This is a genomic window from Psychroflexus salinarum, from assembly GCF_042677225.1.
In the GTDB taxonomy this organism is placed as follows: Bacteria; Bacteroidota; Bacteroidia; order Flavobacteriales; family Flavobacteriaceae; genus Psychroflexus; species Psychroflexus salinarum.
The window spans coordinates 782498-802179 of sequence record NZ_JBHTIV010000005.1 but is presented as its reverse complement, the minus strand read 5'-3'; the positions used below and the strand labels follow the sequence as shown (position 1 = coordinate 802179).

General features: G+C 36.5%; 13 protein-coding genes. 8 read left to right on the top strand and 5 right to left on the bottom strand.

Annotation, left to right across the window (positions count from 1 at the left end; genetic code table 11):
• The 3 genes from ACFQ0R_RS05765 (at window position 1) to ACFQ0R_RS05755 (ending at window position 3858) form a co-directional block, all read left to right on the top strand.
• Entirely contained in the window at window positions 1-678 is a 678-nt protein-coding gene (locus tag ACFQ0R_RS05765) for an ABC transporter ATP-binding protein (protein ID WP_379657424.1), read from the top strand.
• A 366-nt stretch (window positions 679-1044) separates the two neighbouring features.
• The gene (locus ACFQ0R_RS05760; RefSeq protein WP_379657423.1) at window positions 1045-1902 is read left to right on the top strand and encodes a hypothetical protein; all 858 of its coding nucleotides are present in this window, start codon (window positions 1045-1047) and stop codon (window positions 1900-1902) included.
• A 108-nt stretch (window positions 1903-2010) separates the two neighbouring features.
• Window positions 2011-3858, top strand: a complete 1848-nt coding sequence (locus tag ACFQ0R_RS05755) for a cystathionine beta-synthase (RefSeq protein WP_379657422.1) — start codon at window positions 2011-2013, stop codon at window positions 3856-3858.
• A 104-nt stretch (window positions 3859-3962) separates the two neighbouring features.
• Here the strand turns inward: ACFQ0R_RS05755 and ACFQ0R_RS05750 are convergent, their stop codons facing one another.
• Complete coding sequence (locus tag ACFQ0R_RS05750) at window positions 3963-4727, bottom strand: hypothetical protein (protein WP_379657421.1); 765 nt, start codon at window positions 4725-4727, stop codon at window positions 3963-3965.
• Between the two features lie 244 nt (window positions 4728-4971).
• Between ACFQ0R_RS05750 and ACFQ0R_RS05745 the strand changes: the two genes are divergently transcribed.
• Window positions 4972-6711 (top strand): T9SS type A sorting domain-containing protein, encoded by a 1740-nt coding sequence (locus ACFQ0R_RS05745; RefSeq protein WP_379657420.1) that lies wholly within the window; start codon window positions 4972-4974, stop codon window positions 6709-6711.
• A gap of 94 nt (window positions 6712-6805) precedes the next feature.
• On the opposite strand, the gene ACFQ0R_RS05740 is transcribed toward ACFQ0R_RS05745, so the two are convergent.
• Window positions 6806-7705, bottom strand: coding sequence for a zinc-dependent metalloprotease (locus ACFQ0R_RS05740; protein ID WP_379657419.1), 900 nt, complete (start codon window positions 7703-7705; stop codon window positions 6806-6808).
• A gap of 355 nt (window positions 7706-8060) precedes the next feature.
• Here ACFQ0R_RS05740 and ACFQ0R_RS05735 point away from each other — a divergent pair, with 355 nt between their 5' ends.
• From ACFQ0R_RS05735 to ACFQ0R_RS05725, 3 genes are all read left to right on the top strand, one after another.
• Window positions 8061-8462, top strand: coding sequence for a DUF2059 domain-containing protein (locus ACFQ0R_RS05735; protein WP_379657418.1), 402 nt, complete (start codon window positions 8061-8063; stop codon window positions 8460-8462).
• A 145-nt stretch (window positions 8463-8607) separates the two neighbouring features.
• A complete protein-coding gene (locus ACFQ0R_RS05730; protein WP_379657417.1) occupies window positions 8608-10440 on the top strand; it encodes a DUF885 domain-containing protein in 1833 nt (610 codons plus the stop codon).
• 75 nt (window positions 10441-10515) lie between these two features.
• Window positions 10516-10914, top strand: coding sequence for a VOC family protein (locus ACFQ0R_RS05725; protein ID WP_379657416.1), 399 nt, complete (start codon window positions 10516-10518; stop codon window positions 10912-10914).
• 106 nt (window positions 10915-11020) lie between these two features.
• On the opposite strand, the gene ACFQ0R_RS05720 is transcribed toward ACFQ0R_RS05725, so the two are convergent.
• A complete protein-coding gene (locus ACFQ0R_RS05720) occupies window positions 11021-12247 on the bottom strand; it encodes a metallophosphoesterase (RefSeq protein WP_379657415.1) in 1227 nt (408 codons plus the stop codon).
• Between the two features lie 652 nt (window positions 12248-12899).
• On the opposite strand from ACFQ0R_RS05720, the gene polA reads away from it, so the two are divergent.
• Entirely contained in the window at window positions 12900-15719 is a 2820-nt protein-coding gene (gene polA / locus ACFQ0R_RS05715) for a DNA polymerase I (protein ID WP_379657414.1), read from the top strand.
• Between the two features lie 41 nt (window positions 15720-15760).
• On the opposite strand, the gene ACFQ0R_RS05710 is transcribed toward polA, so the two are convergent.
• Window positions 15761-18808: a leucine--tRNA ligase gene (locus ACFQ0R_RS05710; RefSeq protein ID WP_379657413.1), complete on the bottom strand. Its 3048-nt coding sequence runs from the start codon at window positions 18806-18808 to the stop codon at window positions 15761-15763.
• Window positions 18809-18939: 131 nt separating this feature from the next.
• The gene (locus tag ACFQ0R_RS05705) at window positions 18940-19491 is read right to left on the bottom strand and encodes a hypothetical protein (protein WP_379657412.1); all 552 of its coding nucleotides are present in this window, start codon (window positions 19489-19491) and stop codon (window positions 18940-18942) included.
• Window positions 19492-19682 lie beyond the last annotated feature (191 nt).

Below are 19682 nucleotides of genomic sequence, written 5' to 3'. Positions count from 1 at the left end.
ATGAAAGATAAAACTGCTTTAGTTGTTCAGTCGATATACAAGTCATTTTATGATCCTGTCAAAATTGATGTTCTAAAAGATATTTCATTTAGCATCAATAGAGGCGAATTTGTTTCCATTACAGGTAAATCCGGATGTGGAAAATCTACTTTGCTTTATATCTTATCAACTATGGACACCGACTACAAAGGAGAGCTTTTTATAGACGAAGAATCGATGGCTAATAAGACTGAAAAAGAATTGGCTTTTGTTCGAAATGAAAAAATTGGTTTTGTTTTTCAATTTCATTATTTGCTAAATGAGTTTAGTGTGCTCAAAAATGTGATGGTTCCAGGATTTAAATCCAGTAAAATAACGGAAGAAGAACTGGAGCATAAAGCTTATGAACTTTTAAAAAAACTGGGGATAGAAAAATTAGCTTCTAAAATGGCCAATCAAGTTTCTGGAGGAGAGAAACAACGAATAGCTATTGCCCGTTCCATGATAAACGACCCTATAATGTTAATGTGCGATGAACCCACAGGCAACTTGGATAGTAAGAATTCTGATATTGTGTTTGAAATATTCAATGAATTGGTGGATACTTTTCAAAAAACAATTTTGGTTGTGACCCACGATGAAAATTTTGCCAATAATACCCACCGGATTATTACAATGCAAGATGGAAAAATAGTATAGTGATTTAGAGTAAGACTTTCTTTTTTTCTGATTGAGCATTTCAAATCAAAATAGTGAATTGATAAAAAATAATTACGGCTGGTGGTTCTTAACCAAAAGTTGCGATTCTGTAGTTAAATCAAGCTTTGTAAGTCTATCGATGATTGCGCCTCACTGGGAAGTAAAGTGCTTCGAAATTACTGCTTTCGACTAACTATAAAGACCTCTTCCTATTCCGAAAAGATAAAATTATACAGTATTAAGATCCCAGGACTGAATGAAATAAGGAAAGAATATTTTAGGGATTAATACTTAAACTCCCTATTTTACGCTTTTTCCTGGCCACTTAATAATAAGTAGACCTGTTATTAATTTAATTCTTAACCAATGAAACCAAACTTTAGATTGATATTTACATTTATCCTTGCAATAAAATTTAGTTGTTTTTTCGGACAGAACTTTAAGACTTTGAACAATTTACCTCCAACAATTGAAGTAAGAGCTCCAGAATTTAATACAAGTAAAACCTTTTATTTCAAAGTTGACTCAATACATAATAATGTAATAATTCAGGATTTAAGAAGTTCAAAAAATGGAAAGGTTCATTTTTATCAGTGGCTTTATGAAATTCCGATTGAGGAGTTAGATAAAACTAGCTTCGAAGTTTCAAAGAGTTTTGAAAATGAATTACAATTGGTTATTAACACTAAATCTAATTCAATACTTAAGTATATGTTTCAAAACGGAAAAGTCGTATCCATAAGTACCGATAATAAATTAATTTTAGGTGACTGGAATAGTTCTCCTGATTTTCTTAATTTATTAAAAAGTAATGTTGAATCTGTTTTAGGCAACCTCCCTTTAGCTAAATCGAGTTTAGAAAAATCAAAGAATACAGATGTGAAATTTAAATATGTTGGAAATAAAGTTCGAGCAATAAATGCAGAAATGGATGAAGATCTATCTATTGGAAATGACTATTATTTTGGACAAATAGATGATATTAATTTTAATATGAGAAAATTTAAGAGGGCTTTGAAAGATCAAAATATAGATTATAAAGACCCTTTACCAATTATCATATATGCTGATAAAGAAGGAGGTATTGAATCAGTTTTTATAGGTAGCAAAAATGACAAAAAACATCCTCTAATAGATTTATCCAGCATTAAACCAATAAAGCCTCTAAGCTTTGAAAACAAAAATGTTCCAGCCAAATATGTTTTTTTAATAACTAATAATTAATGTACTGCAAAAACATGGCTCGACTAAGAACTTAGACAAAACATCTTGTTAAGACGTCTGGCATAAGCTTATTTAATCTTTATTTTCGTCCTTACAAAAGTCAAAAAGATGAAAAAAAATAAAGTGCTTAATTACGTTGAAGATGTATTGGAACACACCCCTTTGGATTGGTTAAAACTAACTACCCATCGGCTAGATATTTATGATGAAAGTTTAGCTAAAACCCAATTCATAGATCGGTTTGAAGACTTATACAAGGATAATGATTCATCAACATCTGCACTTAGTAAATTACCTACAGCTTTTGACTACATAAGATTAGGCCACCCGCTTTCTTCAGTTTTGGAATGGGCTATTGCTCATTTACATCGCCTCAAACCCGAAGAAGTCATCAGTTTTTCATCTCAAACTATGCCGATTTTAGCTGTACTTAGGAAGAATTTATTTGAAAATAAAAATACTCAAATCACGTACACCGGTGAGTTACCAGATTATTTTGATTTTGAAGCCTTAAGACAAGTTTACGGATACAACTTCGAGTTAAATCAAGTTGATAGTGTAGACCATATTCCTGACTTCAATGGTAGTACTGTTTATATTTCACAAGAAGATAACGTTGGAGAAGCTATCTTAAGCCCAACAATTGATTTCTTTATCACTATTCATCCAGGTTTAGGAAGTATTATACTGGTCAATGGAGAGCAAAACGACAGCTATATTTCTGAAATTCAACATGTCCGTAGAAGAGAATCTATCGCAATGACGCCTGCAGATTCTTTTTCAGCTTTACAAAGACTAATTGGAAAATCACCTTCTGTTCATGTAAAGAGTGATAAGGAAACGAATAAAGCAAGCGCCGTTGAGTCCGTTCAAAAAATTACGGCTACCAAATCGAATGTTCTACTAGGTTCCTGCGGACTCTCAGTTCAATACGCTATTATGATGGGGCTTATTGACGACGCCATGCAGAAACATCCCGGAAAAGCAATCAAAATTATAGTTCCACCAAATTGTTATGGCGGAACCAACGACCAGGCGAGGCGTGTTGTCGCAGCGGTAGGCAATGTGGATATTTTAGATTTACCAGTGGATAAGGATAATGATATGGTACAAAGCACTGATCAGGTCTTGGAACAAGTAGCACAAGAAGACGCCGTCCCTCTTATTATTGCTGAAATTCCGACCAATCCCAGAGTTGAAGTTCCAGACTTAGAGAAACTAAGGGATGCTTTGAGTAAATCCCGTAAAACACCTTCTGGTGAGTTAGCAGTTGATCCTGTTTTTATTTTGGATCAAACTTTTTGTCCAAATGTTCAGTTCTTAAGTAAGGACGGAATTTTTTCATCAATCAGAACAATTTCTTATGTAAGTGGGTCCAAATTTCCTAGTGGTGGAAAATGTACCGCAGGTTATTGTGTTGCCAACGAAAAAGCTGAAAATCTAATGTCAGCTATTGAAAAACATTTTAAGATTTGTGATAATGAAGCTACAGATTTGCAAGTTGAAATACTCGCAAAGCAACTACCTTCCATGAATCAACGCATTATTGATGCTTATAAAAATACACGTGAATTTGTTGATTTTATCGAAAAGACTTTACCTGAAGCTAAAATCAATTTTGTTTCTGAAGAAGTTGTTCGACAAGGATTTACACCCTCAGTTTTTTCCCTTGACCTTCCTACTAAAGGAAGTACAGATGAAGAAAAAGAAGCCTACAAAAGAGCTTTAAATCAGAAGCTGATCAACATGATGATAAGTAAAATACCAAACGAAAGTAAACACTGTGTAAGTTATGGCCAGTTGAAAGGATGCTACTGGACAATTCCTGCAACATCTACTCAAGGCACAACCAAGGAGGAGGACAAAGATTATATTGCTCGTGTGTCTGTATCACCAGATTTGAATCTTGAACTTCATAAAAAGGTTTTTTCAGATTTTGTTGAGGAAATTAAGTAAGTATCAAACTGAGAGTGGTTAAAATATTATTATATAATTACTCTCAGTACTTTAAATTCAAAATCTAGCCAGAAAATCCAGCTTTGTAAACTATACTTTTACTATTAATTTTTACTCAATCTTTCATCTATCTGTTGCTCTCTAAATTGAATCCCTAAATCATGGATAAAAAACTGAAGTTGAGAGTTATTATTTGATTTTATAGAATCCTGGATACGGCTATCGCTGATTAAGAAATAAACGAATCTACTGAATTCTTCTTCTGAAATTTCTAGTTCTTTTTTAATAAGATTTTCATGATGGTCTTTAATAAAATCGAAATAATCTTCATCCTTATCAAATTTGACGAGTTTTTTGATTCTATCTGTCTTCCCTGAAATTTTGTTGATAATTGGATCAACAGGTAATGAGCCTGCCAATAAACCTAATAAATGGATTGGCTTAAAATCTCCTGCAGTGCTTAGACGCCTCTGATTGGTTGTCAACTGTTCTGGTTGGTGGTCTAAAATCCCCAGACTCACTGCATTGATGTTTGGAAAAGCATTAACTTTTACTTCATCAAGCCTATTGACTTTGTCGGAAACCTGGATTTCAATAAGTTCCATATTCAAAATTTGACTGGATACTGTTTCCATAAATGTTTGAAAAGATAAATGGGTAAAACTAAGAGTATCCCCTGCTTTAGCCTTAATACTAAAAATGCCTTTACTATTTGTTTTAGAAAACTCACCTGTTGTTGAATTTGAAACTAAAACATCATCAATGGGTATGTTTTCATTTTGAACCTTACCATTTATCATTTTCAGTGATATAGATTGAGAATATAGCCCTATTGATATCAAGAAAAATAAGTAATAAATGGATTTCATTCTGTTTTAAAATAAAAATACTTAGATAAAGACCAAAACAGACATAATCAACTACATCTTAACTAAAAAAATTAAGTCTCATTTATATTATTAACTGAATGTGAGTAATCACTAATAAACAATCTCATCTCTACTAAAATATAATGCTTTAAAAACGTAGAATTAAATAAGTAAGATTACAAATTATAATAATTTCATAAATTTTTACTACCTTTCATCAATATTAACATATAAATTAGGCACTATGAAATTAAAACTACTTTTTATTTGTTATTTACTATTTTCAGTAACTGCAAATTGTCAACTACTGCAAAAAAATATTGAGTTTGCACAAGGACATCTTATCGATGCTAATTTAGCTCAGATCAATGATGGTAGTAACGATGTTATTATAGCTAGTAATGTGCAAAGTACGGCATCACCGGTACCAGTCCTAAAACGTCTGGAAGACGATGGCACTATAGTGTGGTCAAAAACCTATGATGATCCGACTCTGACAAATGCCAGAATATTTGATATTACCAATTATTTTGATCTCATTTTTATGACTGGCTCTATTGATGTAGGTGGTGTGAAAAAAGTATTTATAGCCAAAATAGAGGCTGCAACGGGAAATCTACTGGATGACCGATACTATGACATTGTCAATTCAAATTTCAATTCCACTGGATTTAAAGTTATTATCTCTGAGACTGATGCCAATGGAGACAACATCCTTGATGAAGGTTTATTGGTTACCGGTTTTTTCGGAAGTTGTCCGAATGCTGATCCAGGCTGCAACCTTAACATAGGGTTTGCCTTGAGAACAGATTTAAACTTAAACAATATATGGGTTGCTGAAGTTGATTCTTTTGTCTCTGGAGCTAATATTGACTATGATTTTGTGAATGGAGTTATCGAAACTAGCGACGGGTTTGTGCTTACAGGAAGCGCTACAGGACAAGGCAATACAAGTACCCAGGCTGGAGTTTTAGCTCACAAAATAGATTTTGAAGGACAATTTATTTGGGATAGCAGCTATATTTTTGGCAACTCCAGAGATGTAAGTGTAGATGCGTATTATGACACTACAACTGACGAAGTTTTTATACTCAATAATTATTCAAGCATACACCATTTTGGAGTAACTGTTCTGGATAACGCAAACGGAGCCATAAACAATACAAAATCATGGTACGCAAATGAATCAAATAACTCTCTGGATTTCTATGGATTCTCATTAGTGGAATCATTATCCTCACCCGGTAATTTAATCATTTATGGATACCGCAGAGGCTATTTCAATGGAACAAATACTGACCAGACTAATATATTTGTACACGAATTTGATAAAGCAACAGGAAATCAGGTTGGAACAAGTTATCAATATACTTTACCCTATCAGGAGCCGATGGGCGGTGTTTACGGGTTTTGGAGTTCACAATTGCCTTTAATCTATTACCCTGATATGGCTTTATATGACACTAGCGCTACAACTCCTACTCATTATGCTGTAGGATACAGAAATGGAGATCCTGCTAACGGTTCTTTTTCTAATATTGAGTTCATGAATGTAGATGCTCAAAAAATGAATGCTTGTGATAATTTGATATTAAATTTCAATACAAATACATTAGGAACTATAAATTCAATAGCAAACGTAACATCGGCACTAGCTTCTGCAAATGAAACCGTAATGGCTTTGGACGGGACATCAGTAACTTTAAATGAAGATTCTTGTAGCACGCAATTGTCTGTAAGAGATCAAAATAAATTCAACCTGGAGATTTATCCAAATCCAGCTTCTGATTATGTTTACTTAAACCAGAATACCGATGTGAACAAAATTCTTATAAGGGATATTACAGGAAAAACAGTATTTGAAACTAATGTTTACAATAAAAATGAAGGAATTTTTGTCGGTAATCTAAGTAAAGGTGTTTACTTTATTAGAATTAGAACTTCTGATAATGCAACCGGTAATCTAAAACTTATTAAAAACTAATTTCATAAACCACCTCTTAAATACAGTAGTTGTAGTCAAAAAAAATCACCTCCATGGCTTGGAGGTGATTTTAAGCTAAAACAAATATTCAATATTAGTAAAGGTAATTTAACGCAGTCACATCATTGGAGTTAAACTCTCCATCTTCATTATTGCTAAAGCAAGCCAGCATTATTGAAGTAGAATCATAACCACTAGGTGTTCCCGGGATATAGTTTGCACCTACACCAGCTGTTCCTTCATTAGTGTTTTGTCCACAACTTTGTCTACTAAAATAATCTGTATGTCTAAAGCCGACTGAGTGTCCAATTTCATGAGTCATTACATGCTCAATTACATTGGTATTGTAATTACTCAAGCCATAAATTTGAACAAATTTAAACGGTCTCCCATTACTTGGAAATCCTGCAGAACCTCCTGCCCCATTTGGATTGTTAACAGTATTGTTATAGACGACCATATCTTTATTTTGATAATTGGTGCCAAAAGTCAAATTGAAATTGATATTTAAATTCAATCGATTATAATTGGCAACTGCCCAGCTCAATGCCGTTCTTTCAGATGAAGTTAAAGCCTGACTTCCTCCTGTATAACCAATTACGTTTATGGTTCGCGGACTTACCAACGCATTGGTACTGTATTGTTTTTGATGGATGTCTTCATAACCATCAAAATCAAGTTGTTCCAGGTCTTCAGGAAACATAACAATATCACCTTCGACTCTTATAACCTCGCGCTTTTCTCCACCTGGAAGAACCATTTCTTCACGTTGAGCGCCCAAAGGACTTAGGTGGTTTTTTGAAATCAAGTCCAGTGTTTTCTGATCAAGATTAGTAGGTGTTTCAGAGGTATTGACTCCCAATACAATTCTTTCTGAGTTGTCAATTTGGTTGGTGTCTGCAACCTCATCTGTAACAGGTTTTTCATTTTCACATGAAGTGATAAACAATAATCCCAAAAATGCTGGAACTATAAATTTTTTAGTAATTGTCATAAAATTTAGATTAAGGGTTAGTAATACTTGCGCAAGTATTCATTTATTTTGCTTAAAGTTCATTTTTAGTGTTTAAATAGAGTTAATGGATGTGTTTTTTTAATATTTTATTAACTATCGTTAGTTAAAATGCGTCCGCCAGGTTTGATTATAAAGTTGAGTTATCTAAAAAATGTTAGTTAAGAAACGAGATTCTAAAACTGATTTTTAAAATACCTCTCTTTATGAGTTTGATCTTAATTAGGTGATCAAAAAGAAGTCTTATATGGCCAAGTTCTATATACCTTTGAAATATTATATAATCTATTGATTGTATATATTTATACCCTAAAAACTAACTTTTAATTTATCAATTATGAAAAAAACACTTTTAGTACTATTAATTTGTCTTGGAAATTACAGTATCAGTTTAGCACAAGATGATGCATTTAAAGAAGATGCCCTGAAACTAACTAAGTTGTCTAACGATGCTGTTGAAGCATCATTCGGGCAATTATATGCGATGATTCCCGCGGAGAATTTAGAAGCTTTCAAAAATGATTTAAAACCTATTATGAATGATTATTATTCAAAAGTCGCTGAAATGTCGATGGAATATTATAGCCATGAAGATGTTAAACGACTCTTAGAATTTTATAATTCAGAGCTGGGACAAAAGTTGCTAGATACCCAATCAAAGCTTACAGTTAAAACTTTACAAATGGGACAAGAACTTGGTATGAAATTAATGCCTTTGGTACAAAAGCACTCGAACTAGTTCTTTAATCAATCACCACTTCGATATATAGTCAATTCAAAGTAAATAATATCAAAACCAGGCGGTTCTCGCCTGGTTTTGATATCTAAAATCTATAAGTTGTGAAAAAATCTTAGTTTTAAATACTTAAACCTAAAACATCATTATGTCAACAAAATCACATTTATCTTCCCTTTTCATGCTATTCCTACTTATTGGGATATCGTGTCAAGAAGCTTCAGAAAAAGACGAAGACATCAACCAGGAATTAACCTCCTGGTTAGACGAAAAACATGAAGAATCTCTTCAGAAAAGCCCGCTTAGACTTACAGCTCTCGGAAGAAAAGATCGCTACGGAGAACTTGACGATATGAGTTTGGAAGCTTTAAAAGAAGAGGCTGAATGGATGCAGAAAAGCGTCGAAGAGCTCAAGACAGAATTTGATTATGAACAACTCGACCAGCAGGGTCAATTGTCTTACAATTTGTGGATTTATCAAAATGAAAGAAAACAAAAAGAAGTCAAATACGCCCCGATGGAATATGTGTTTGACCAGATGACTTCTATTCATACCCGCTTACCCAATATGCTTATCAACTTGCATAAAGTTGATAGCTTAGAAGATATGCAAGCCTATATAAGTCGTGTAGAAAAAATAGATCGAGCTACAAATCAATTGCTAGATCGTGCAAAATCTCAGGCCGAAAATAACATTCTCCCACCTCGCTTTGCCCTGGAAATAGTTCAAAAACAAAGCGAATCCCTTATTACGGGTCAACCTTTTGAAGAAGGCGAAGAGGTCTCTGCTATTTACAAAGACATGCTGAAAAAGATTGATGATTTAGTTGTAAATGAATCAATTTCTGAAGAGAAGGCAGATGAACTTGATATCGCATCCAGAAAAGCTTTACTGGAATCCTTTAAACCTTCTTACGAAAAACTCATAGCCTGGACAGAGAAAGAATTACCAAATACCGAAGAAACCCCAACGGGTGTAAGCCGTCACGAAAATGGTACTGAATATTACAGTTATAAATTGAATGCTTCTACCACAACAGATTTAACTGCAGACGAAATCCACAACATTGGCCTAAAAGAAGTAAAACGTATCAAAGAAGAAATGAAACTGATCAAGGATGAAGTCGGTTTTGAAGGCGATCTACAGGCATTTTTCAAATTTGTAGATGAAGATGATCAGTTTTATTTTCCAAATACAGATGAAGGACGACAGGCTTACCTTGATTTAGCCACCAAATACATCGATGAAATCACCAAAAAACTTCCAGACTATTTTGGGATCTTACCAAAAGCTGAGCTTCAAGTTAAACGAGTGGAGTCTTTCCGTGAACAAGATGGCGCACCTCAGCATTATATGGCAGGAACTCCAGACGGTTCAATACCTGGAACTTATTATGTTCATCTTTCTGACATGACTTCTATGGATAAAACTACTTTAGAAGGTGTGGCTTATCATGAAGGAAATCCAGGACACCACATGCAGATTTCAATAGCTCAGGAATTAGAAGATATTCCTAAATTCAGAACACAAGGAGGCTATAATGCTTATGTAGAAGGCTGGGCTTTATATTCAGAAAAACTGGCCAAAGAAATGGGGCAGTATGAAAATCCTTATTACGATTTTGGTCGATTGGTCAATGAAATTTGGAGAGCAATCCGATTAGTTGTCGATACTGGACTTCACTCCAAAGGCTGGAAAGAAGCAGATGCCATTCAGTATTTCAAGGAGAATTCATCCATTTCAGACAACGCCATAAAAGCAGAAGTCAGACGCTATATGGTCATACCTGGACAAGCTACAGGTTACAAAATCGGTATGCTAAAGATTGGTGAACTAAGACAAAAAGCTGAACAGGAATTGGGAGAAAACTTCGATATCAAAAGTTTTCACGACCTTATTCTTGGCAATGGTGCTTTGCCTTTGATCTACCTGGAAAAACAGGTCGACACTTGGATAGAAAAAAATAAAAAACAGGCTTAAGTCAAGTTTTAGGATAGATTTAAAAAAATTGAATCTTTAAAATTTTAAATTGACTTGAATCAAAAAATAAAACTAATGAAAATTCAAGCATATTTATCATTTAAAGGACAATGTCAGGACGCCTTAGATTTTTATCAATCCATTTTTGGTGGAGAAATTATCAACAGGCAAACCTACGATAATCAAAAAATGGACATTCCAGATCATTATAGAGACAAGCTGCAACACGCCGAGTTGAAAGGTAGTGGTTTTCATATTATGGGATACGACGCAGCGCCAGATACACCTATAACCAATGGAACTAATGTCCAAATGAGTATTGATCTGGAAAATGAAGAAAAAGGTAGTGAACTTTTTAAAGCCTTAGGAAAAGGTGGAAAAGTGCACTCCGAATTTCAAAAAACCAATTGGGGAGCCTATTATGGTCGCCTTACAGACCAATATGGCATCAATTGGATGATAAATGCTAAATAAAATTGATTAAAAGTATAATTCTAAAGCTGTCTTAAAACCTATCTGATTGATTGTCATTCTGAGTTTATTTCAAAGTGACAACCTAAAGGTTTTAAGACAGTTTTTTTTAAGCTTCAGATATGGATTTACGTTTCAGTTTGATCACTGTCACTTCTGGCCAAATCCCTACTCGACCTGGATACGCTAAGTAACCAAACCCACGATTCACATTGATGAAGCGCTTGGCATTTTGATAAATACCAGCCCATTGTTCGTAGCGGTATTGCACAGGACTCCACTTAAACCAACCTGGAATTTCAATCCCAAATTGCATTCCATGTGTGTGCCCGCTTAAAGTTAATTGAACATCTTTTTCGTGATGTTTGATTACTTCATCCCAGTGGGAGGGATCGTGACTCATCAAAATTTTAAAATCTTTAGAGTCTACACCTTCAGCTGCTTTTTCAAAATCTCCAGCTTTTTTAAAACCGCCTTTACCCCAGTTTTCAACACCAATAAGCTGCAGCTTACTTTCTCCTCTCTTTATTTCTCTATGCTCATTTCTAAGCAAATCCCAGCCTAAATTAGAATGAACTTTCACGAGGCTTTCAAAATTCTCCTGTTTTTCAACTTTGCTTTTAAAGTCATAGTAATCTCCATAATCGTGATTTCCAAGTATGGAATAAACACCATCCTTAGCCTTCAATTGAGAAAAAATTGGTGTCCAGGGCTTCATTTCTTCAGCTAAATTGTTGACCAAATCTCCAGTGAATAAAATCATATCAGAGCCTTGTTCATTGACTAAATCTATTGCATATTCAATTTCTTCTGTGTTGCCAAAACTTCCACTGTGAATATCACTAATGTGCGTCACGGTATAACCATCAAATTCCTCCGGCAGGTTGTCGAATTCCAACTCATAGGACAAGACTTTAAAGTTATATTTCCCCCGATACATACCATAAAGTAAGGACAGAAAAGGAATGGCGCCAAGTCCTATAGCAATCGTACTTATAAATTTGCGACGGGATGGAAGGTTTTCCACAGAAGATGTAAACAGTTTACTGTAGGCAAACATAAAAAGCCTCACGATATCCTCACCAAACATCCATACAATAACGCTAAGTTTCATGGCTACAACACTCAAGAAAATCCCAATCATATAGGCTCGAAATCCCGTCAAAGAACCATGCGGACTAGGTTGATAAAACGAATATATCATCAAGCCAACCACTACAACCGTAATAACTACATAAGCTGAAAGGCTCCACCAAAATTTAAAAAGTGTCTTAAACGCCTGAAAAGCATAAACTTCCAATGCCAGTAAAATGACAACAGTAATGATCCACCGCATCTTTTTTTTTGTGCAAATATAGACTTGGCGAAACAGCATGAGTCCTGTTTATATAAAGTTTTAGAAGTATTTATTCTGAGTTTAATCCTGCTAGATGAAATGTGTAGAAGACCATTTCATATTACTCTATAACTGATGCGGATGTCTGCCTCCGTATCTTACTGAAGGATACGATACGACTCTCAACTTTATAAAATGAAATAATACGTCAAATAAATAAGATGTCAGGGCTACGCCCCTTAATCCTAAAGGCTAATTCCAAGAATCAAGTTTTGAAGCAGAGCACAAAACATATGTAATAATTCCGCCATCTTACTTTAAAGGCTGGCAACCAAAAATCTTCGTAATACGTCCAGGAAATGATTAAACGACGTAACCCTAACACATTCCTAACTTTACTACATAACACATTTGAGGGGGCGTAGCCCATATATCTTCTTAACTCCTCTGCGAAATGATTAAAAAAAGAGCAGAGCCCTGACATCAAATCACCGCTCATCATTCACAAAGGATCACTTAAAACCAATCGTTTGTGAACTTATACTGATGTTAATCCAGATACTTTAGTCAGTAAATTGGCAAAACAAACACGAGCTTCAATTTTGGCTAAGCAATTATTTCAACTAAATTTACATTCAACAAAAATTGACTTATGGCTTCCAAAAAACGACTTTTCCTTGTAGATGCGTATGCAATGATTTTCCGTGGCTATTATGCCCTCATCAAGAATCCCAGAATCAATTCCAAAGGTCAGGATACTTCCGCCATCATGGGATTTATGAATTCCTTGTTTGATGTCATTAAACGAGAAAATCCTGACCATCTGGCGGTATGTTTCGATAAAGATGGGAGCAAGGAAAGAAAGGAAATGTACGAAGACTACAAAGCCAATCGCGACGAAACGCCAAAAGTTATCAAGGAATCTATTCCTATTATTCACGACATACTTTATGCTATGGAAATTCCTGTCATAGAAATCTCAGGCATGGAAGCCGATGATATTATAGGAACCCTCGCCAAGCAAGCCGAAGCAGAAGGTTACGAAGTCCACATGGTCACTCCAGATAAAGATTTTGCTCAGCTTGTGACCGAAAACATATTCATGCAACGTCCAGCCAGAATGGGTAATGGTGTTGAGAAATGGGGAATTCCGGAAGTGCAAAAGAAATTTGGTGTTGAACGCCCAGAACAAGTCATCGACTTTTTGGGAATGATGGGTGATGCCTCAGATAATATTCCAGGATTGCCAGGCGTAGGGGAGAAAACAGCCAAAAAGTTCCTCAAGCAGTTTGGTTCTATGGAAGCATTATTGGAAAATACCGACCAGCTAAAAGGTAAAATGAAAGAAAAAGTAGAAGCCAACGCCGAACTTGGTCGCATTTCCAGAAAACTTGCTACGATCATCACCGATTGTGATGTGGTATTTGATGAGGCAAAATATGAAGTCTCCCCTCCCAATGTTGAAAAAGTACTGGAGATATTTAAAGATTTGGAATTCAGAAGATTGACGGAACAATTTGTCAAGATGTACAACAAAGGAGAGGCTGCCACAGAAGAATCGCCTTCAAAAGCATCTTCCAAAACTGCAGGTGCAGGCCAGTTTTCATTGTTTGGAAACGATACCGATGCTTCCAACGTCGATCCAGCTGATTTTGACGGGTATAAAACTTTAGATAATACCGATCACCATTACCAGTATGTAAAAGGCAAAATGTCCGTCAAGTTATTTATGGACAGGCTGATGAAACAAAGCTCCGTGTGTTTTGATACCGAAACCACCAGTCTGAAAACGCTAGATGCTGAGCTGGTGGGTATCGCCTTTTCCTGGGAAGCTCACAAGGGGTATTATGTTGTCTTTCCAGAAGATCAAGACGAAGCTCAGGAGCTTATTGAATTGCTGAGGACCTTCTTTGAGTCTGAAGACATTGAGAAAATTGGCCAGAACTTGAAGTATGACATCAAAGTTTTAGCCAATTATAATCTAAAAGTAAAAGGCCCTCTGTTTGATACCATGCTGGCGCATTACATCATTAATCCAGACATGCGCCATAACATGAATATACTGGCGGAGACTTACCTCAACTATTCTCCGCAGCCCATTGAAGACTTGATAGGTAAAGGAAAAAATCAAAAATCCATGCGCACGGTAGATCTGGAAGACCAGACGCAATACGCCGTAGAAGATTCAGATATTACATTTCAGCTGAAGACCTTCTTTGAAAAGGAACTGAAAGAAGCCTCCAACGAACCTTTGTTTAAAGACATGGAAATTCCATTGCTTCGAGTTCTCGCCGCTATGGAAATTGAAGGCATCAACCTCGATAAATCCGCTTTAGAAAATATTTCAGAAAAGCTAAATGAAGATATCGAACGCTTAGAAAAATCGGTCTATGAAGCTGCTCAGGAAGAATTTAATATTGGCTCTCCTAAGCAACTTGGTGAAATCCTTTTTGGCAAACTAGAAATTGCTAAAAAACCTAAAAAAACCAAATCAGGTCAGTTTTCAACAGCCGAAGATGTTTTATCTCAATATACGAAAGAACACAAAATCGTGAGAGAGGTTTTGGAGTGGAGGCAACTTTCTAAACTGAAAAGCACTTATGTAGATGCGTTGCCCAAGCAAATTCATCCTAAAACTAAACGTGTACATACAGAGTTTATGCAGACGGTGGCAGCGACAGGACGATTGAGCTCCAACAACCCCAACTTACAAAACATTCCTATCCGCACCGAACGTGGGCGTGAGGTACGGAAAGCCTTTGTGCCAAGAGATGAAAATTATGTCTTACTTGCTGCCGATTATTCTCAGATAGAACTAAGAATTATCGCTTCTTTGAGTCAGGAAGAAACCATGATAGAGGCCTTTAAAAACGGTGAAGATATTCACGCTTCCACAGCTGCCAGAGTCTTTGGGGTTGACATAAAAGACGTCACCAGAGCACAGCGTAGCAATGCGAAGACCGTTAACTTTGGGATTATTTATGGAGTCTCAGCCTTTGGCTTAAGCAATCAAACTGACCTGAACAGAACCGAATCCAAGGAACTGATTGAAACTTACTACAAAACCTACCCTAAACTTAGAGATTACATTGACGAGCAAGTCGAATTTGCCAAAGAAAACGGCTATGTCAAAACAGTGATGGGCAGAAGACGCTATCTCAAAGACATCAACGCCAAAAATAATGTGGTTCGAAGCGCCGCAGAGCGAAATGCCGTTAATGCTCCAGTACAGGGAAGCGCTGCTGACATCATCAAAGTAGCAATGATCAATATTTATGAAGCGATGGAAGCCAAAAACTTCAAGTCCAAGATGCTGCTTCAAGTGCATGATGAATTGATTTTCGATGCCCATAAAGACGAATTGGAAGAACTTAAAACTTTAGTCAAAGACAAAATGGAAAACGCCTTCAAACTCGACGTTCCTCTGGATGTCGATATGGGTACCGGGCAGAATTGGCTGGAAGCGCATTAAAATATCATAGCCCACGATTTAAATCGAAGGCTATGAGAAATTTAACCCACAATATTAACAATCTTACCAGGGACAATAATTATCTTTTTAGGGGTTCTGCCGTCCAGTTGTTTTTGGGTGCGTTCGTCTTTCATAACGATTTCTTCGATCTGGTCTTTGCTCAAGTCTAAAGATAAATCCATGGTAAACCTCATCTTTCCGTTGAAGGAAATCGGATAGGTTTTGGAATCTTCTTTTAGGTATTTTTCCTCAAATTTAGGATAAAGAACTTCTGAAATACTTCCTGAATGACCCAAACCTTCCCATAGTTCTTCAGCAATATGTGGCGCATAAGGGGAAATCAAAACCGCCAGCGGCTCAAGAATTTCTCTTGCATTGCACTTCTGCTGAGTCAGTTCATTCACACAAATCATAAAGGTAGACACCGAGGTATTGAAACTAAAGTCTTCAATATCCTGAGTGACTTTTTTGATGGTTTTGTGCAAAGTTTTTAAAGACTCCTTGCTTGCAGGCTCATCGGAGACTAAAAGTTGGTCTTCATCCTGATACAACTTCCAGAGTTTTTTCAAGAAGTTATGCACGCCAGAAAGTCCTGCCGTATTCCAGGGCTTGGCTTGCTCCAGCGGACCTAAAAACATTTCGTAAAGGCGTAGACTATCCGCCCCGTATTCCTCACACACATCGTCTGGATTGACCACGTTGAATTTGGATTTAGACATTTTTTCGACTTCGCGTGAGACAAGGAATTTACCTGATTCATTATAAACTACCTCAGCTTCTTCAAATTGTTTTCCGAAAGGAGATTCCTTAAAGGCTTCTATTTTCAATTCGTTTGAAACATTTACAAAAGAGACATCTGCACGAGTAACAATTTTTGACGGATTCAAATATTCAATAATTCCGTGTTTATCGCTTTGCATTTGATTTTCTTTATCACAAATCTCTTGAGCTTTTTTCTTAATTCTATCAACTTCATTCTGAATATAGTCTGAGTCAATGTACTCCACTCCCATGTGAAAAGATTCAGCTATATCATTACTTAAAAGCACTTTAATTGGCTTAGGGATATCTTTTAGATTCATATCACTTTCAATGCTTCCTAAATTATTAGTAAAATTGATATTTAAATAAGTAACAAAAGCACTTTCTCCTAAAATCATTCCTTGATTAATCAGCTTTTTAAAAGGTTCATCCACCGGTAAAACGCCTCTGTCGTTAAGGAATTTGGTCCAGAAACGCGAATATAATAAGTGACCTGTAGCATGTTCACTTCCTCCAATGTATAGATCCACATTGTTCCAGTACTTCAAAGCTTCATCTGAAGCGATGTGCTGGTCGCGGTTGTTTTGCTCTTCCATATAACGGAACAAGTACCAGGAACTTCCCGCCCAACCCGGCATAGTATTTAATTCTAAAGGAAAAACAGTGTTGTGGTCGATCTTTTCATTAGACACTACCTGATTGGCTTCTGTATCCCATGCCCATTCGATAGCTCTGCCTAAAGGCGGTGCACCATCTTCGGTGGGAAGGTATTTTTCTACTTCGGGTAATTCTAAAGGTAGATGTTGTTCATCTATCATTTTAGGCAAGCCGTTCACATAATAAACTGGAAAAGGTTCTCCCCAGTAGCGCTGTCTGGAGAACACCGCATCCCGTAATCTGTAGTTGATTTTCTTCTCACCGGCACCAATTTTGGATAGGGCTTCAATCGCTTTGGGAATAGCTTCCAGAACGCCCAAACCATCCAGAAAATCGGAGTTGGCGATTTTGGTAGCATTGGTTTTATCTGCATAAGCTTCTTTAGAAATGTCGATGCCTTCAAAAACGTTAGGAATAGGAATGCCAAAATGCTTTGCAAAATCATGATCCCGTTGATCACCGCATGGCACGGCCATCACTGCCCCGGTTCCGTAGCTGGCCAGGACATAATCTCCAATCCAAATCGGAATAGGTTTTTTAGTCAGAGGATGCTCGGCATAAGCCCCAGTGAAAACACCTGTGATGCTTTTCACATCCGCCATACGATCACGTTCGCTTCGCTTGGCAGCGGCTTTGATGTAGTTATCCACCTCTTCTTTTTGCTCAAGGGTCGTGATTTGAGTGACTAAATCATGTTCTGGTGCCAGCGTGACAAAAGAAACTCCAAAAATAGTATCGGGACGAGTCGTAAACGCCGAAATGCCAAATTTTGAATTTTGAATTTTGAATTTCACCAGCGCTCCAACCGATTTTCCGATCCAGTTTTTTTGAGTTTCTTTAAGGCTTTCGCTCCAGTCTAAGTTATCTAATCCAGACAGCAGGCGTTCCGCAAAAGCTGAAATTCGCATGCTCCACTGCTTCATTTTCTTTCTGACGACAGGATGACCTCCACGTTCGGAGACGCCATTCACGATTTCGTCGTTAGCTAACACGGTTCCTAAAGCAGGACACCAGTTGACTTCGGTTTCTGCGAGATAGGTTAGTCTGTAATTGAGTAAATGCTGTTCTTTTTCGTCGTTTGAAAATCCATTCCAGTCTTTAGCTGTAAATTGAGCAGAATCTTCATTGCAAACGGCTTGTACTTTTGAATTCCCTTCCTTTTCAAAAATCTGAATTAAGTCTGAAATCGGCTTTGACTTTTGCTCTGCTAAATCGTACCAGCTCTCAAACAACTGAATAAAAATCCATTGCGTCCATTTGTAATACTTGGGATCGCTGGTGCGCACTTCCCGACTCCAATCGAAAGAAAACCCGATTTTGTCGAGTTGCTCTCTGTAGCGTTTAATATTCGTTTCGGTAGTTTTAGCAGGATGCTGACCGGTTTGGATCGCATATTGTTCTGCGGGAAGACCAAAAGAATCATAGCCCTGCGGATGCAGGACATTATAACCTGAATGTCGTTTATAACGTGCATAGATATCACTGGCGATATAACCGAGGGGGTGGCCCACATGCAGCCCCGCTCCCGAGGGATAAGGAAACATGTCCAACACGTAAAAGGGTGGCTTGGGATCTCCCTCAAACTCTTGTGGTTGTTTGGCTTTGAAGGTTTGTTCCTCTGCCCAATACTTTTGCCACTTCTGCTCTATTGCCTTATAATTGTATGCCATACTAATATCTTATTTGCAAATGGCAAAACTAATATATATGCGTTTAACTCCTAAGGAAGAATGAAATTAAAAGTTGAAGTCGTTTTTGAGTCGGGAGTCGGGAGTCGGGAGTCGGGTAATTAAAATACATTCTAAAATCTATAACCGATATAGAAATCTCCTTTAAATAAAGCCTGGAACTCTGATGCGCCAAACAAATTCCTTCCGGCACCAGCTTTAATCTCAAATACAAATCCTGCTGTATTGATCCACTTTTTACCCAGAGCCAAACCTATGGAAGCATCTACAAAATTTTCTTCTTCGTACATTCCTGTATTAGTATCGTAGGTATCGTAATTTTTACCAGCAAAGACCGAGGTAAATCCTTCGACAAAAAAGCCTTTCGCTCCATAGTCTTCATAAGTTTGAAAATACATTCTATAAAAAGGAGTAAGTGAATAATTTTCTAAATACTCGTTGGATTGATTCATATTGATAAGCAGACTTACACCGTAACCGGAATTACTGCTAAGAACTCTTTCGTAGGAGGTTTCAAAAATGACTGAACTCAGCATTTTTATTGCACCGAGTTTAAGCTCATGTTTGCGATCAAAAATAGAAGATGGTTCAGTTTTAGATTTTACAGCCTGAGCAGATCCTAAACTAAAGACAAAAAGACTCAAGAGGATTAAAAAGTGTTTCATGATAGGTATTGTTAGTTTCAGTCAACTAAAATAGACTTTATTTTGTTTTTAAATATACGCACTTATAAACTAAATGTTAAGTTTTAATTGCGCTCCCGATAGAAATGGAAAGCCCGGAAGGAGACAGATTTGCAAAACCTAGGCTCAAAAAGCGACCAAAGGAAGCTCTTTTGAGTCTTATGGTTTTGCAA

Excerpts from the sequence above, each read along its gene's own strand:
- ACFQ0R_RS05760 (WP_379657423.1), top strand. The coding sequence starts at position 1,045 with ATGAAACCAAACTTTAGATTGATATTTACATTTATCCTTGCAATAAAA.
- ACFQ0R_RS05725 (WP_379657416.1), top strand. The coding sequence starts at position 10,516 with ATGAAAATTCAAGCATATTTATCATTTAAAGGACAATGTCAGGACGCC.
- ACFQ0R_RS05750 (WP_379657421.1), bottom strand. The coding sequence starts at position 4,727 with ATGAAATCCATTTATTACTTATTTTTCTTGATATCAATAGGGCTATAT.
- ACFQ0R_RS05710 (WP_379657413.1), bottom strand. The coding sequence starts at position 18,808 with ATGGCATACAATTATAAGGCAATAGAGCAGAAGTGGCAAAAGTATTGG.
- ACFQ0R_RS05720 (WP_379657415.1), bottom strand. The coding sequence starts at position 12,247 with ATGCGGTGGATCATTACTGTTGTCATTTTACTGGCATTGGAAGTTTAT.
- ACFQ0R_RS05730 (WP_379657417.1), top strand. The coding sequence starts at position 8,608 with ATGTCAACAAAATCACATTTATCTTCCCTTTTCATGCTATTCCTACTT.
- ACFQ0R_RS05745 (WP_379657420.1), top strand. The coding sequence starts at position 4,972 with ATGAAATTAAAACTACTTTTTATTTGTTATTTACTATTTTCAGTAACT.
- ACFQ0R_RS05755 (WP_379657422.1), top strand. The coding sequence starts at position 2,011 with ATGAAAAAAAATAAAGTGCTTAATTACGTTGAAGATGTATTGGAACAC.
- ACFQ0R_RS05705 (WP_379657412.1), bottom strand. The coding sequence starts at position 19,491 with ATGAAACACTTTTTAATCCTCTTGAGTCTTTTTGTCTTTAGTTTAGGA.
- polA (WP_379657414.1), top strand. The coding sequence starts at position 12,900 with ATGGCTTCCAAAAAACGACTTTTCCTTGTAGATGCGTATGCAATGATT.
- ACFQ0R_RS05735 (WP_379657418.1), top strand. The coding sequence starts at position 8,061 with ATGAAAAAAACACTTTTAGTACTATTAATTTGTCTTGGAAATTACAGT.
- ACFQ0R_RS05765 (WP_379657424.1), top strand. The coding sequence starts at position 1 with ATGAAAGATAAAACTGCTTTAGTTGTTCAGTCGATATACAAGTCATTT.
- ACFQ0R_RS05740 (WP_379657419.1), bottom strand. The coding sequence starts at position 7,705 with ATGACAATTACTAAAAAATTTATAGTTCCAGCATTTTTGGGATTATTG.